The following is a 14,243-nucleotide window of genomic DNA, read 5'->3' on the forward strand; positions in this document are numbered from 1 at the left end:
GGGGGCGCACGTGCAAGAGCTGGTAAACCTGCTGACCGACCTGCCGCCGCTGCTGGTCTACGCGGTGGCGGCGCTCCTCGTCGCGGGCGAGACCGCCGTGATCGTCGGCCTGGTGGTGCCGGCGGAGGCGACGCTGCTCACGGTCGGCTTTCTCGCCTATCTCGGCACGCTCCGGCTCGCCCCCACCGTGGTTCTCATGATCGCCGCCGCGCTGGCCGGCGACGCGCTCGCCTTCCGCAGCGGGCGCCGCCACGGCCCCCGGCTGCGTTCCGGGCGGTGGGGCGCGCGGATCGGCCACGAGCGCTGGCAGAAGGCGGACGCGATGCTGGCCCGCCTCGGCGGCCGGGCGATGTTCGGGGCCCGGTGGGTCGCGTTCGTGCGTACGCTCGCCCCGCGCCTCGCCGGTGCCGCCGGCATGCCCTACCGCCGCTTCGCCCCGTGGAACGCGCTGGGCGTGCTCACCTGGGTCGGCGGCTCGGTCGTCGTCGGCTACCTCGCCGGCGAGTCGTACGAGACCGTCTCCCGCTACCTGGGCAAGGCGACCGGCGCGGTCCTCGTGCTTCTCGTCGCGGTGGTCGCGATCGTCCTGCTTGGACGGTGGCTGGGCCGCAATCCCGACCCGGCCAAGGCGCTCGCGGTCCGGGCCGGCGCGCTCCCGCCGATGCGGTGGGTGACCCAGCGGTACGGGCTGCTCTTCTTCCTGCTCTCCATGCGCTTCGGCCCGGGCTGGGCGTTCGCGGCCAACCTGGTCTTCGGGCTGGGGCTGTTGCTGCTCTTCGCGTTCGCGATGGCATACCTGGTCGACGCGGTCGTCCGCCACAGTGGACTGTCCGTGGTGGACAAAATGGTGGCGGAGTGGTTCGCCGACCGGCGCACCGAGGGGTTCGCGCACGCGGCCGACGTGGTGGTCGGCGTGCTCGGCCCGAAGATCCTCGTAGCCGTCGTGGCGCTGGCCGCCCTGGTGTTCGGCTGGCGTTCCCGCACCTGGCGTGGTGACCTGGTCACACTTGTCGCGTCGGCGGGCGCGTTCCTGCCGTTGGTGCTCCTGGCGGTCGCCGAGCGGGCGCTGGTGCCCGAGCGGCTTTTTCTGACCCAGCACGCGGTGGTCGCGGCCAGCCTGTGCACGCTGGCCTGGCTGGTCGCCCGGCGTACGCCGTGGATGGCCGGGGTCGCGACCTGGACCGCGGCGGTCGTGGGCCTGGTGACGGTCTCCGCGGCCCGTCTCTATGTGGGGTGGAACACAGCCAGTCAGCTCGTCACGTCGGTGCTGCTCGGCGTGCTGTGGACCGCGGTCTTCATGGTGGCCTGGGCGACCCGGACGCGGGCGGGAAACCCGGCGCCGGATGTGCCTGGCCTATCGGGTTCGGCCTCCGGGTAGCCCACCCGAAACGCGCGGACCCGGACGCGCCGGATGCGACCGGCGCCGCGGCGAGCGGGTCCTCGCCCATCCGGCCGACGGCCGGATGGCTGATGCGGGCTCCACGTTCAGGATTGCTCGGTGCGCTCGATGGGTGGAGCAGGACGACGCAGCAAAATGCGTACACAATCGGGTACACTTTGGGGATGTTGATCGAGACGTTGTCCGTTCGCGAGGCGCGCGAACAACTACCCAGCGTCCTGGAGCGGTTCCGTAACGGCGACCGTACTCCGGTGGGAGTGGGTTCACATCGCAAGACCGAGGCGGTCATGGTTCCGGTCGAGGTGTTCGACGAACTCACCGCTGAGCGGGCTCGGTCGCTGGCGCAGGCAGCGGCATCGGTGCGGGCCGAAGGTCTCGCGATTGGCGCCGATGTCGAGGCCATCACCGAGCGTTGGGCGCGTGGTGAGATCAGTACCGTGCAGATGCGTGAGCTTGTTCGGCAGTTGTACGGCGTTTCGTGACCGTCGACCCATATGTGGATCCCCACAGCGGGGTGCTGCGCAACCGGCTCGGCATTTTCGACCCCGAGCGACTGCGTGAGGTGGAGGCGGGTCTGACGTTAGGCGACAATGGCCTGCTTCGCGATCTCCTCGATGGCTTGGTGGCTCGTTGACGTTCTCGGACTACCGCAGGACCCGACGCGACTGCCAGGACCAGCGCCACATTCTGCTGCGTCGGGCCCCCGATAGCCCCCCTGACGACCTGTTATGGTGCGCGGCGTGAAGCTGCGCGCGGGGGTTGTCGGGATCGTTACGGTGTTCGCGTTGTCGGGCTGCCTGGAGCAGGCGCCGGTCGGCGCGGCCGAGCCAGGGCCGGTGGCCACCACGGCCGCCGCCGCCGAGGAGACGCCGGAGGTGCGGGCGCTGGCGCAGGAGTGGGGTGCCGCGCCGACGCCGAGCGCCACGCCCACGCCGAAGGAGTCGGCGACCACGCGCCCGCCGAGCAAGCCCAAGCCCAAGCGCAAGCCGCCCGTGGAGACCAAGCTGCCGCCGGCCCCGCCCCAGCCGCCGCCCGCGGGCTGCAAGCCGACGTACGAGGGCACGGCCGCCTCCCGCGCCGAGGTGAAGCAGGCGCTCACCGCGGCGGCCGGACGCACGTACTGGCCGACCTCGGCGCCGAGCATCAAGGTGCCGGTCAACCTGGTCAAGGCGACCGCGTGGCAGGAGAGCGGCTGGCAGTCGCACATCGTCGCCTGCGACGGCGGGATCGGGCTGATGCAGGTCATGCCCGACACCGCCGCCTTCGTCAACCAGCGCTTCGGACAGTCGTACGACGTGCGGACGTACACCGACAACGCCACGCTCGGCGCCAACTACCTGGCCTGGCTGATCAAGTACTTCGGCGACGTCTACTTCGAGCGCGACTACACGCTGGTCAGCTCCGGCGACTGTGCGAGCCACACCGCGCCGTGCCTGATCAACGCGGTGATCGCGGCGTACAACTACGGCTTCGGGGCGGTCGACACCGACGCGGGGCTGGTGATCCCCAACCCCCGCTACGTCGAGAACGTCCGGGCGCTGATGACCAACTGCGAATGTCTCTCGTTCTGAGGACTATTTTCACAATTTCCTCGTCAGTCGCAATTCGGGCAAATACCGTGTAGTGCATGAGGTACGCCCGGATGAGCCTGACAGTCGTGGCCGTGACCCTCCTCCTGCCGAGCCCGGCGGTCGCCGCCGGCGCCACCGCCACCGTCCAGAGCGGCGGCACCGGCCTCAACATGCGTGCCGGCGGCTCGACGGCGGACCGCCAGGTCGGGCGCCTCGCCGACGGCGCGCGGCTCACCGTCGTGTGCCAGGTGTACGGGGAGTTCGTCGTCGGCACGCAGCGGCGCACCCCGAACTGGAACCGCCTCTCCAACGGCCACTACGTCTCCGACGCGTACGTGCGGTGGAGCCCTCAGCGCCCGTGGGTGCACTGGTGCGGCCCGAAGGGCGCCGCGCTGCCCACCGTGCGCACCGGCAGTGGCCCGGTCAACGTGCGCAACGGCGCGAACACGCGGGCCGCTCGGGTCGCCACGCTCCCCGAGGGCAACGTGATGGTGGTCGAGTGCCAGGTGTGGGGCGAGCTGGTGAGCGGCCGCATGCGCCGCTCCGCCGCCTGGAACCGCCTCCCCGGCGGCCGGTACGTCGCCGACGCCAACGTCGAGTGGCGCACCTCCCAGCCCACGCTCCCGTGGTGCGGCCAGTCCGCGCCGACCGTGCCACCGGCCAACACCGCCCAGTTCATCGCCCGGGTCGCCGAGCCGGCGCGGGCGGGCTTCCGGCAGTACAAGGTGCCCGCCTCGGTCACCATCGCCCAGGCGATCCAGGAGTCCGGCTGGGGCAAGAGCTGGCTGACCCGCCGCGACCACAGCTACTTCGGCATCAAGTGCTTCGGCAGCCCGGGCGGGATCGCGGTGGGCTGCCGCTCGTACGCCACCACCGAGTGCGACAGCAAGGGGAAGTGCTGGAGCACGACCGCGTCGTTCCGCACGTACCGGAACGCGACCGGCTCCTTCGCCGACCACGGCCACTTCCTCAACGTGAACCCGCGCTACAAGAACGCGTTCGCGTACAGCAACAACCCGGACCGCTTCGCCCAGGAGATCCACAAGGCGGGGTACGCCACGTCGCCCACGTACGCCCAGAACCTCATCGCCCTGATGAAGCAGTACAACCTCTACAGGTACGACAAGTAGCGGGCGCGGCGGGTCAGAGGCGCGGCGCCAGGAAGCGGGCGACGTCGATGGCCCGGCTGGCCGCCTCGCCGCCGCCCTCGGCGGTCCACACGTCGGAGAGCACCGCCTTGACGAAGGCCCACGCGGTGACCCGCTCGACCGGCAGGCCCATGCCGTCGGCGAGCTGCTCGACCCGCTCCAGCAGCAGCGCGCCCCACGCCGGCTCGTACGCCAGCAGCCGCGCCGCGCCCGCGCCGCCCCAACACTCCAGTGTGGCCGCCTCGACCGGCAGGTGGTCGGCGCCGGGCAGGCCGAGCTTGAGCACCGCTGCCGTGCCGTCCGCGCGGGTCGCGGGGGCGACCCAGTGGTAGCTCAGCACGTACGGCGAACCGAGGCGCAACTCCCACGCCGCCGCGACCCGGGCGCGCAGCGCCGGCAGGCCGGTGAGCCACCGCGCCCCCTCGGCGCCCCAGGTGTCCACGACGTTGCGGGCCAGCGCGGGCGGTACGGCGGTGCTCGTCACGGAGCAAGCCTGCCACGCGCGTTGAACCGCCTGGCCTCCGGTGCCGTACTCCCGGGGGCAGCCCCACTCCCGGGGGCAGCCCCACTCCCAGGAGGTCCGCATGCGTGTCCGGCTGGCCATGGCAGCCCTGCTCGCCGCCGCGCTCGCGGGTACCGGCGGCTGCGCGGGCGGCGAGCGCCCCGCGGCCGACCCGGTGCGGAGCCAGGTGGCGGCGACGGAGGTGGCGGCGACGGAGGCCCCGAAGCCGGTGCCGGCCACGCTCGCGTTCAAGGGCACGACGCTGGAGGGGAAGGCGTTCGACGCGGCCAGCCTCGCCGGTCGCCCGACGGTGCTGTGGTTCTGGGCGCCGTGGTGCGCCACCTGCTTCGGGCAGGCCGCCTCGGTCGCCGACATGCAGGCCCAGTTCGGCACGAAGGTCAACCTGCTCGGCATCGCCGGGCTCGGCGACACCAAGGAGATGAAGGACTTCGTCACCGAGGGGGAGGTCGGCAACGTCACGCACCTCGACGACCAGGCCGGCGCGGTGTGGAAGAAGTTCGAGATCGCCGAGCAGAGCACCTACGTCTTCCTGGACCGCGACGGCAAGGTGACCAGCAAGGGGTGGATGGACAGCGTCGACTTCGAGGGCAAGGTCGCCGAGGTCGCTGGCTGAGCGATGACTCAGACCACGCTCGTCCTCGCGCTCACCGCCGGCATGCTGGCCGCGGTCAACCCGTGCGGCTTCGCACTGCTTCCCGCGTACCTCTCGCTGCTCGTCGCCGGTGAGTCCACAGGGGACACCGTCTGGCGGGCGCTGACCTCGACGGCGGCCCTGACCGCGGGTTTCGTCGCGGTGTTCGGCGCGTTCGGGCTCGCGGTGGCGCCGGCCGCCGGCTGGATCCAGCAGCGGCTGCCGTGGCTGACGGTCGGGCTCGGCGTGCTGCTGGTCGCGGTCGGCGGCTGGCTGGCGGCCGGGCGCGCGCTGCCCGCGCCGTGGCGGGGCCCGCGCGCGCCGGAACTGCGCCGCACGCTGCCGTCGATGGCCCTCTTCGGCGCCGCGTACGCCGCGGCGTCGCTCAGCTGCACGGTCGGACCCTTCCTGGCGATCGTCGTGGTCAGCCTGCGGGCCGGCTCCACCGGCGCCGGGGTCGGGCTCTTCCTCGCGTACGCCGCCGGCATGGGACTCGCCGTCGGCGCCGCCGCGCTCGCCGTGGGGCTGCTGCGCACCTCGCTGATCCGCGCGGTGCGCCGGGCCGGCCCGGTGATCTCCCGGCTGGGCGGAGCGCTGCTGCTGCTCGCCGGCGCCTACGTCGCGTACTACGGCTGGTACGAGATCCGGCTCAGCGCCGACCGGTCCGCTGTGGACGATCCGGTGGTCGGCGCGGCCGGGCAGATCCAGCGCTCGCTCTCGGCCGCGCTCTCCGCCGCCGGGGTCGAGGTGGTGGCGGTGGCGTTCGCGGTGCTGCTCACCGCCGCGCTCGTCGTACGCAGACTGACCAGTCGGTCAGAAATCCGCGAAGAGGTACGGGACGGCGCGGGGGAAGAGCGCCCGCAACTGCGCACCGGCGTCGGCGGGCACGGCACCAAACCCGCGTAGCGGCAGCTCGTCCGGGTCGAGCACGCCGTACACGAGGGCGGACAGGCCGGCCGCCCGCAGCGTCGCCCGGGGTACGCCGGACTCGTCGCCGCCGACCTCGAGCCGCCCACCGCGCCCGTCGAACAGGTAGGTGCCGGCGATGAACGGGTCGTCGACCACCTCGACCACGACCCGCCCCGGCCCCACACGCGCGCCGGCCAGCGGCGGCACCGCGAGCACGCGGGCCATCGGCGCGTTGGAGTGCGGTACTCGCGTGCGCGCCTCGATCTCCGTCTGGAGGTCGGTGCCCCACAACTCGGGCAGCTCGTCCGCGGCGATCCCGGCGGTGACCCGCTCGACCTGGTCGACGTGGCGGGCGAAGAACTGGAGCAGCAGCGTGCGGCTCAGCGGCGTGGTGGTGAGCAGGTCGTCCACGACGAGGTCGGCGCCGTGCCCGGTGATCTGGTATGTGGCGGCGGCCGCCACCTCCCCACCGACCCGCGCGGTCACCAGCCAGCTCAGGTCGTCGGCGCGCAGCCGCTCGTCGCGGTAGTCGGGGAAGACCGCGAAGCCGTGCCGCTCGGCGGCCAGCCGCAGCGTGAACGCGCGGTACGCGGGGTATCCCGTGCCGATCCGCTCCCAGGTCAGCTCGCCCGGCAGGTCGGCGCGGACGAGGTGGCCGAGGTCGCCGGGGGAGAACGTGACCCGCCGCTTCTTCGGCAGCCCCACGTACCCGAAGCGCTCGTAGAACGAGGCCCGGAACGGGTACAGCGCGCTCACCGGATGGCCCTCGTCGCGCATCTGGCCCAGTACGCGGTCGAGGAGCGCGCGGATGTGGCCCTGGCGGCGGGCGAGCGGATGCACCGTCACGCTCGCGATGCCGGCCATGGGGTGGAGCGTGCCGCGCACGTTCTGCCGCATCGGTATCGCCGAGACGGCGGCGACCGAGGTGCCGCCCTCCTCCGCCACGAGGGTGAGGTTGTCCTCCTGGAAGGGGAGGAGGTCGCTGTACTTCGCGGCGTCCTCGCGGGGTGCCGGGCTCGCCTCGAAGGCGTACGCCTGAAGGGGGAACGAGTGTGTGAGCCGTTCCTTCGAGCTGATCCGCCTGATCTCCATGCGCACAAGCAAACCACGGCGACCCCTAGGGCGATCTCACCCTCCGGCCTGACCGCGGAATCAGGGTGAAGTCGGTGCCCGGCCCGGATGGAAGCGCGAAGACCAACATGGAGGCTGTTCCAATGGCGGTCATAACGGGGGCAGGTCAGGCCCGGCCAAGCGCCGGCGCGCCGCCCATCAAGACGACGCGGGCCGAATCGGCGGTGGACGCCGGCACCGCGGGTACGCATCCACCGTTACGGCTCGGGAAGCAGCTCATCATCCTGCTCGGCGCCATCGCCGTCTACTTCGGCGTGCGCCACCTGACGGAGGGCTCAGCCACCACGGCGATCGCGAACGCCTACCGGGTCATCGACCTGGAGGAGGCGCTGGGGCTGCACCACGAGCAGTGGCTGCAGGAGACGTTCGCCAGCTCGTCGTGGGTCAGCACGGTGTTCAACTGGATCTACATCTGGGGGCACTGGCCGGTCATCGCGGTCACGCTGATCTGGCTGGCCAAGCGGCATCCGGGGATCTACCTGCGCACGCGCAACGCCATGATCATGTCGGGCGCGATCGGCATGGTCATCTTCGCCACGTTCCCGGTCGCGCCGCCCCGGCTCACGCCGCTCGGCATGGTGGACACGGTCACGGTCAGCTCGCACGCGTACCGTGTGCTGCAACCGCCGATGTTCACCAACCAGTACGCCGCGGTGCCGAGCCTCCACGTCGGCTGGGACCTGCTGATGGGCATCGCGATCGCGGTCGCCGCCCGCCGGCTGTGGGTGAAGGCGATCGGTGTGGCGATGCCGGTGGTGATGACGATCGCGGTCGTGCTCACGGCCAACCACTACATCGTGGACGCGATCGCCGGTGCCGCGCTCACCACCGCATGCTGGTTCGCGGCCTGGTGGTGGAGCAGGCGGCGCGAGTTACGGCTCCAGCCAGCGGCCGCGTAGCGCGTCCCCCGACGAGAGAGCCGAGGCACCAGCCGGCCCTCTACTGTGGAGAATGGGCGCCATGACGTCGGTGAGCGCGCTGATCCGGATCGACCGGTCCAGCCCTGTCCCGCTGTACTTCCAGGTGGCGCGGCAGCTGGAGGAGCTGATCGCCTCCGGGGAGCTGGCGGCGGGCACGCGGCTGGAGACCGAGGTCGCGCTCGCCGACCAGCTCGGCCTTTCCCGCCCGACCATGCGGCAGGCGATTCAGTACCTCGTGGACAAGGGCCTGCTGGTGCGCAAGCGCGGCGTGGGCACGCAGGTCGTGCACGCGCGGGTGCGCCGCACGGTCGAGCTCACCAGCCTCTACGAAGACCTCGACCGCACGCGGCAGGAGCCCCGCACCGACGTGCTGTCGCTCGGTGTCGTGGCGGCGCCCGGGGAGGTGGCGGCGGCGTTCGCCCTGCCCACCGGCGCCGAGGTGCTGGCGATCGAGCGGCTGCGGTACGCGCGGGGCGAGCCGCTCGCGCTCATGCGCAACCACGTGCCCGCCGGCCTGCTCCGGGTCACCGCCGACGACCTGCGCGGCCACGGCCTCTACCAGCTGATGCGCGCCGCCGGCGTCAACCTTCGCCTCGCCGACCAGGCGATCGGCGCCCGCCGTGCCACCTCCGCCGAGGCGAGGCTGCTGGGCGAGCCGCGCGGGGCGCCGCTGCTGACGATGGCGCGTACCGCCTACGACGACGCCGGCCGGGCGGTCGAGTACGGGCAGCACGCCTACCGCGCCTCCCACTACTCCTTCGAGCTGACCCTGGTGGCGCGCTGAGCCTGCCCGGTGTGGGCGGCACCGCGCGCGGGGCGGCGGGGAGCGGCGAGGCTGGTCTATGCTCAGCCGTTCCGGACCCATCGAGTACGTCCATGGGGGTCGTCGCGCGTGGAGCCACAGCCGCCTCCGATGCACCGGGAGCCGCCCGCCGACCCGCGGTCGCCGTTTCCGCGGCCCCGGCAGTCCGCGCCCCTCGTCCCGCGGTGGCCGGACCCGCCCCCACCGGCAGCGGACCCACACCTGCGGGACGCCTCGCCGGCCGGGTCCGCACCGGGCGGTGCGGCGTGGGGCGGCCAGCAGGCGGCACCGTGGCTGGCGGGGCTCCAACCGGTGGCCTCGCAGGTCTCTGACGCGACGGTGCGGGCGGCGGCGCTGGCCGGCGCGGCGGGCCGGCAGACCGCGCGGGGCGCGAAGCGGGTCGGCGCGGGCATCGGGCACTTCTTCGTGGGCGTCGGCTACGTCTTCGTCGGCGCCGGGCGGTTTCTCGGCACCCCGCGGCTGTGGCTGCTCGTGCTCTGCCCGCTGGCGCTGACCGCGGCCGCGCTTTTCGGGCTGCACGAGGTGACCGACACGCTGGTGCGCACGCTGGTGGGATGGATGCTCGGCTTCACCGAGGGCTGGCCGGTGCTCGGCAGCGGTTTGGTCGAGTTCGTCGTCTCGGTCTGCGTGACGATCCTCTTCCACGCGGCGGTGACGGCGCTGACGGTGCCGCTCACGATGTTCTTCGGCGCGGCGTTCCTGCCGTTTCTCACCCGCGCCGTCCTGGGCGGCTCCGCACCGGTGACCGCCGGGCAGTTCGTCGCCGCGCCGGTGAAGGCGCCAGCCTGGCACCGGGCGGCCTGGCTCTGCCTGCGGCAGACCGTGGTCGTGGCGGTGGTGCTCCAGGCCGGATGGGCGGTGATCATCCCGTTGCTGTGGATCCCGGGGGTCAACCTGGCGGCGGCGGTGGCGGTGGGCCTGGTGTTCAACGGTTTCCTGGTCGGGCTGCTCGTGCTCGCCGTACCCATGCACCACCACGGGCTGCGGCGGCTGGGCGAGCAGTTCCGGTTCGCGTGGCGGCACCGGGCCTACACGCTGGGCTTCGGCATCACCAGCCTCTGCGTGCTGATCCCGCCGGTGCTGTCGCTGCGGTTGCTGGTGCTGGTGCCGATCCCGCCGGTGGTCGCCGCGCCCGGGGTCGTGCTCTACCTGGTGACCGTCCCGGCGGTGCTGACCGGCGGGATCCTGCTCTTCGGCCGGATCACCGCGCCGAGGCCGGGCCAGCTCGCCGGGGCGCCAGCCGCCGGCTACGCGATTCGGCCGGCGATCCAGAGTGGACCGCCCATCACCGGTTGAGCGCGAGCCGCACCAGGGCGGCGGCGTGGTTGCGGTCGGCGAAGGCGCGTACGCGGTCCACATGGGACCCGCCGCCGGCGCGGGCGGACCAGGTCGCGGCGAGCACCGCGTCGCTGGCGCAGCCGATCTCGTCGTAGCGGGCGGCGGCCCGGGCGGGGTCGCCGGCGATCAGCGCGTCGGCCGCCTCGACCCAGCGGGTGCGGCGCAGGCTCGTGCGGACCACCTCGGCCATCGCGGGCGCGGCGGCGGGCGCCAGCACGGTGGCGTGCGCGGCCGCGGAGAGCCACTCCAGCGTGAGCGCCGCCGGGGTGGTGCGCCAGAGGTCGAGCAGCTGGCCGAGGAGGGCGGCGGCGCCGTCCGGGTCGCCGTCCAGGGCGTGGGTGAGGGCGCCGTGCGCGTACGCGTTGTAGCGCAGCCGCGCGAAGCCGGAACGGTGCGCCACGTCGAGGCTGCGCGCGATGTCCTCGCCGGCGGGGCGGCCGCAGAGGGCGCCGATCCAGGCGCGGCGGCCGCGCAGCTGGAGATCCCAGTCGGTGGTGTCGGCGCCCTCCTCGTCGAGGTACTCGTCGGCGGCCCGCAGCAGCGCGACCCAGTCGCCGCTGAAGTAGGCCAGCTCCGCCTCCTCGGAGTGGCTGAGCACCAGGCTGACCTGGGCGCCCCGCACGCCTCGGCTCTCCCGCTCCAGGTCGGCGGCGCCGGGCAGGTCGCCCTCCTCCTGCCGGAACGTGGCCAGGTTGTGCAGCGCCCGCCGCAGCGTCGGCAGCCCCTGGGCGCGGCATGTCTCGACCACGCGCTGGAGGTCGTCGAGGGCCGTGGCGTCGCCGGCGACGTACCGCGTGGCGTGCTCGGTGACCAGCGCGTGCACCTCGGCGTCGGCGAGGCGGAGGCCGTGGGCGAGCGCGCGGGCGGCCCGGGCGGCGGGGAGGGCGAGGTCGGTGCGGAACTCGAGCAGGTGCAGGCGGGCCAGCTCCGCGTACGCCTCGGCCTTGGCGGCGTCGTCGGGCAGCTCGTGGAAGATGTCGATGGCGCGGTCGAGGTGGTCGCGGGCGCGGTCGCGCTCGGCCCGCATCAGCTCGGCGAGCCCCAGCAGCGTCTCGGCGCGCGCCTCGCCGGTGCGGTCGCCGGCCTCGCGCATGCGGTCGGCGAGGCGGGCCACGTCTTTGACGCCCTCGCGGTAGAAGGTGTCGCCGTCGGCCAGGAAGTGCAGGCGGTGGTGGAACAGCTCGGTGTGCCGCCGCCCGTCCGGGTCGTGCTCGACCGGCCAGGCGTTGAGGGCGCGTTCGGTGTAGCCGAGGGCGCTCTCCACCGCGTACACCGCGAAGGCGGCCTCGGCCGCGGCGAGCAGTGCGGTGCGGGCGGCCTCGGCCTCGGCGGTGGTGTCCTCGCCGAGGCTCTCGGCGAGCGTGAGGGCGACGATGCGGTGGTGGGCGACGGCGGTCGCGAGGTCGTTGCGGCCGTCGATGGAGACGGCCCGGAGCCAGGCCGCCGCGCGCCGGTGCAGCGCCGCGCGGGTCGCGCGGGGGAGCCGCCGGTATGCCACGTCGCGCACCAACTGGTGCTGGAACGCCAGCTCGCTCTCACCGGCCACAGTGGACACCGCACCGGCCACCAGCAGGTCGCGGCGCTGGAGGCGGCGGAGCACGCCCACCACGCCGTCGAGGTCGAGCGCGAGCATGTCGGCGATCGCGCCGGGCCAGAGCCGGTCGCCGAGCACCGCGGCGGCGTTGAGGACGGTGCGCTCGGCGTTGTCGAGCAGGTCGATGCGGTTGGCGATGACGCCGTGCACGCTCTCCGGCACGTCGATCTCGCCGTCGGGGTCGAGCACCGCGCCGCCCCGCTCGGCGAGCATGCGCACGTACTCGACCGCGTACATGGGATTGCCGCCGGTGAGCCGGGTGAGCCGCTCGGCGTGCTCGGTGCTCATGCCGTGCTGAGTGAGCAATGTGGACAGAAGTGCGCGCATCTCCGCCCCGCGGAGCCGGGCCAGCGAGACGGTGAGCATGCCGGGCAGCGCGGAGCGCCAGGCCGGCTGCTCGTCGAGCAGGTCGGGCCGGTAGGTGCAGAGCACCAGCAGCGGCACCTCGCCGCCCGCCTCGACCAGGTCGGAGAGGAAGCGCAGCAGCGCCGGGTCGGCGAAGTGCAGGTCTTCGATCACGAGCACGGTGGGCAGGTGACGGGCCAGGGCGAGCAGCGCGTCGCGCCAGGCGGCCTCGATCTCGCCGGGGCGTACGGCGCGGCCGGGCAGCCCGGCGAGCGGTCCGATGAGGTCGGTCAGGCGGGCCACCTCGGCCGGCGGCAGCACCTCGGCGAGTGTGGCGGTGAGCCGCTCGCGCGTGCTGGCCGGGTCGTCGGTGTCGAGCACGTCGGCCTCGACCTTGACGATCTCGGCGAGCGCGTCGTAGGCGCCGCCCGCGCCGTACGGCAGGCAGCGTCCGACCCGCCACCGCACCAGCAGGTCGCCGTCGTCACGCACACGCCGGGACAGCTCGCGGGCCAGGCGGCTCTTGCCCATGCCGTGCGCGCCCACCACCGACACCAGGTGGGCGCGGCGCTCCGACACGCACCGCTGGAGGGCGGCCATCAGCAGGTCGAGCTCGGCGGCGCGCCCAACGAGCGGAGTGCCTTCGTCGTCGGCGACCGGCGGGCGGCGTACCGACGCCTGAGCCAGCCAGGCCTCGACGGACCGGGACTTGCCGGCGAGGTCGAGCCGGAGGGGCTCGTCCGCGTAGCGGATCGAGCCGGCGGTGGCGCGGTGCGTGGCGGCCGAGACCAGCACGCCGCCCGGCGGGGCGTGGGTCTGCAACCGCGCGGCGGTGGCCACGACGTCGCCGGAGAGCAGCGCCTCGCCGCCGTTGCGCGCGGCGGCGAGGTCAACCAGCGCCTCGCCGGTCGCCACGCCGACCCGGGCGCGCATCGGGTAGCGGCCGGCGAGCGGCCTGCCGTCGAGCGCCCGCTGCATGTCGAGGCCGGCGAGCACTGCGCGATGGCCGTCGTGCTCGGTCTCCACGGGCACACCGAAGACGGCCATGACCGCGTCGCCGATGTACTTCTCGACGACCCCGCCGTAGCGCCGGATCACCTCGCGCGCGGTGGTGAAGTAGTCCATCTGGAGGCGGCGCAGGTCTTCCGGGTCGAGCCGCTCGGCCATCGAGGTGAAGCCCTTGAGGTCGGCGAAGAGCACGTTGACCGTGCGCCGCTCCTCGCGCGGGACGCTGGCGGTGGGCAGCTCGCGGGTCAGCGCGCTGCCGCAGCTCGTGCAGAACGTGAACTCCGGCGCGACGAGCGACAGGCAGGAGCCGCAACGGATGTGCAGCGGGGCACCGCACCGGCCGCAGAACTGGTGTGTGGGGCCAGCCGGGGCGTCACACTTCAGACACACGCGCTGTGTGTCGTGTCGCTCCGGTTCGCCGACCATCCCGCGACCCATCCTCGCAGGTCCCGCCCGCCCGGCCAAGGGGCACAAAGGCACCGCTGGCGTTGCCTGTTGCCCTGTCCCGGAGGGGACAGTCCAACCGGGACTCGGGACTCTAGGGTGGGGTGGTCATATCCCGTCGAGAGGGGGCATCATGACCGACCCGCTGGAGCCGGAAGAGGTCACCGGGCAGGGCAAGGGCGTCAGCTCTGACCCGAACGGCAAGGGCGTCAGCTCGACCACGCAGGGCAAGGGCGTCAGTTCGACCACACAGGGGAAGGGCGTCAGCGTCCCGCCGGCCGACGACGACGAGTGACGTTCACGGGTGGGGTTCTGGGTCGATCGGCTCGGGACCCCGCCCGTGCGTACGAACATTTCCGGCAAGCCGCGCCAATCACAGTTCCCGGGCGGCACGGGGTCGCGCGTTCCTTTAGGGGAGCCTTAAGCTCCGCTGGTTTTGCCAGCAGCCTCACGGGAGGA

Annotated in this window: 14 protein-coding genes; 11 read left to right on the forward strand and 3 right to left on the reverse strand. The window is 73.3% G+C overall.

Annotation, left to right across the window (positions count from 1 at the left end; translation table 11 throughout):
* The first annotated feature begins 10 nt into the window (after nucleotides 1-10).
* The 5 genes from ACFFIA_RS12060 to gsmA all read left to right on the forward strand — a co-directional run bounded on the left by ACFFIA_RS12060 (nucleotide 11) and on the right by gsmA (nucleotide 4,100).
* The gene (locus ACFFIA_RS12060; RefSeq protein ID WP_377249883.1) at nucleotides 11-1,378 is read left to right on the forward strand and encodes a VTT domain-containing protein; all 1,368 of its coding nucleotides are present in this window, start codon (nucleotides 11-13) and stop codon (nucleotides 1,376-1,378) included.
* 185 nt (nucleotides 1,379-1,563) lie between these two features.
* Entirely contained in the window at nucleotides 1,564-1,881 is a 318-nt protein-coding gene (locus ACFFIA_RS12065; protein WP_377249886.1) for an antitoxin VbhA family protein, read from the forward strand.
* Complete coding sequence (locus ACFFIA_RS12070) at nucleotides 1,878-2,033, forward strand: hypothetical protein (protein WP_377249889.1); 156 nt, start codon at nucleotides 1,878-1,880, stop codon at nucleotides 2,031-2,033. The genes ACFFIA_RS12065 and ACFFIA_RS12070 overlap by 4 nt, the downstream gene beginning before the upstream one ends.
* A 94-nt stretch (nucleotides 2,034-2,127) precedes the next feature.
* A complete protein-coding gene (locus ACFFIA_RS12075) occupies nucleotides 2,128-2,970 on the forward strand; it encodes a lytic transglycosylase domain-containing protein (RefSeq protein WP_377249891.1) in 843 nt (280 codons plus the stop codon).
* Between the two features lie 56 nt (nucleotides 2,971-3,026).
* A complete protein-coding gene (gene gsmA, locus ACFFIA_RS12080; protein ID WP_377249894.1) occupies nucleotides 3,027-4,100 on the forward strand; it encodes a sporangiospore maturation cell wall hydrolase GsmA in 1,074 nt (357 codons plus the stop codon).
* A gap of 13 nt (nucleotides 4,101-4,113) precedes the next feature.
* Here gsmA and ACFFIA_RS12085 read toward each other — a convergent pair whose 3' ends face one another.
* Nucleotides 4,114-4,602, reverse strand: coding sequence for an aminoglycoside phosphotransferase family protein (locus ACFFIA_RS12085; protein WP_377249896.1), 489 nt, complete (start codon nucleotides 4,600-4,602; stop codon nucleotides 4,114-4,116).
* Nucleotides 4,603-4,702: 100 nt separating this feature from the next.
* Between ACFFIA_RS12085 and ACFFIA_RS12090 the strand changes: the two genes are divergently transcribed.
* Complete coding sequence (locus tag ACFFIA_RS12090) at nucleotides 4,703-5,254, forward strand: redoxin family protein (protein ID WP_377249898.1); 552 nt, start codon at nucleotides 4,703-4,705, stop codon at nucleotides 5,252-5,254.
* 3 nt (nucleotides 5,255-5,257) lie between these two features.
* Entirely contained in the window at nucleotides 5,258-6,178 is a 921-nt protein-coding gene (locus tag ACFFIA_RS12095) for a cytochrome c biogenesis CcdA family protein (RefSeq protein WP_377249901.1), read from the forward strand.
* On the opposite strand, the gene ACFFIA_RS12100 is transcribed toward ACFFIA_RS12095, so the two are convergent.
* The gene (locus tag ACFFIA_RS12100; RefSeq protein ID WP_377249904.1) at nucleotides 6,086-7,273 is read right to left on the reverse strand and encodes a GNAT family N-acetyltransferase; all 1,188 of its coding nucleotides are present in this window, start codon (nucleotides 7,271-7,273) and stop codon (nucleotides 6,086-6,088) included. The two genes, ACFFIA_RS12095 and ACFFIA_RS12100, sit on opposite strands and share 93 nt — an antisense overlap.
* A 122-nt stretch (nucleotides 7,274-7,395) precedes the next feature.
* On the opposite strand from ACFFIA_RS12100, the gene ACFFIA_RS12105 reads away from it, so the two are divergent.
* From ACFFIA_RS12105 to ACFFIA_RS12115, 3 genes are all read left to right on the forward strand, one after another.
* Nucleotides 7,396-8,211 (forward strand): phosphatase PAP2 family protein, encoded by an 816-nt coding sequence (locus ACFFIA_RS12105; RefSeq protein WP_377249906.1) that lies wholly within the window; start codon nucleotides 7,396-7,398, stop codon nucleotides 8,209-8,211.
* Between the two features lie 61 nt (nucleotides 8,212-8,272).
* Nucleotides 8,273-9,016, forward strand: coding sequence for a GntR family transcriptional regulator (locus tag ACFFIA_RS12110; protein ID WP_377249908.1), 744 nt, complete (start codon nucleotides 8,273-8,275; stop codon nucleotides 9,014-9,016).
* Nucleotides 9,017-9,145: 129 nt separating this feature from the next.
* Complete coding sequence (locus ACFFIA_RS12115; protein WP_377249911.1) at nucleotides 9,146-10,351, forward strand: EI24 domain-containing protein; 1,206 nt, start codon at nucleotides 9,146-9,148, stop codon at nucleotides 10,349-10,351.
* Here ACFFIA_RS12115 and ACFFIA_RS12120 read toward each other — a convergent pair.
* The gene (locus ACFFIA_RS12120) at nucleotides 10,341-13,730 is read right to left on the reverse strand and encodes an AAA family ATPase (RefSeq protein ID WP_377249913.1); all 3,390 of its coding nucleotides are present in this window, start codon (nucleotides 13,728-13,730) and stop codon (nucleotides 10,341-10,343) included. The genes ACFFIA_RS12115 and ACFFIA_RS12120 overlap by 11 nt on opposite strands.
* 187 nt (nucleotides 13,731-13,917) lie before the next feature.
* Between ACFFIA_RS12120 and ACFFIA_RS12125 the strand changes: the two genes are divergently transcribed.
* A complete protein-coding gene (locus ACFFIA_RS12125) occupies nucleotides 13,918-14,079 on the forward strand; it encodes a hypothetical protein (RefSeq protein ID WP_377249915.1) in 162 nt (53 codons plus the stop codon).
* Nucleotides 14,080-14,243: the final 164 nt, after the last annotated feature.

The organism is Phytohabitans kaempferiae (genome assembly GCF_042433955.1).
In the GTDB taxonomy this organism is placed as follows: domain Bacteria; phylum Actinomycetota; class Actinomycetes; order Mycobacteriales; family Micromonosporaceae; genus Phytohabitans; species Phytohabitans kaempferiae.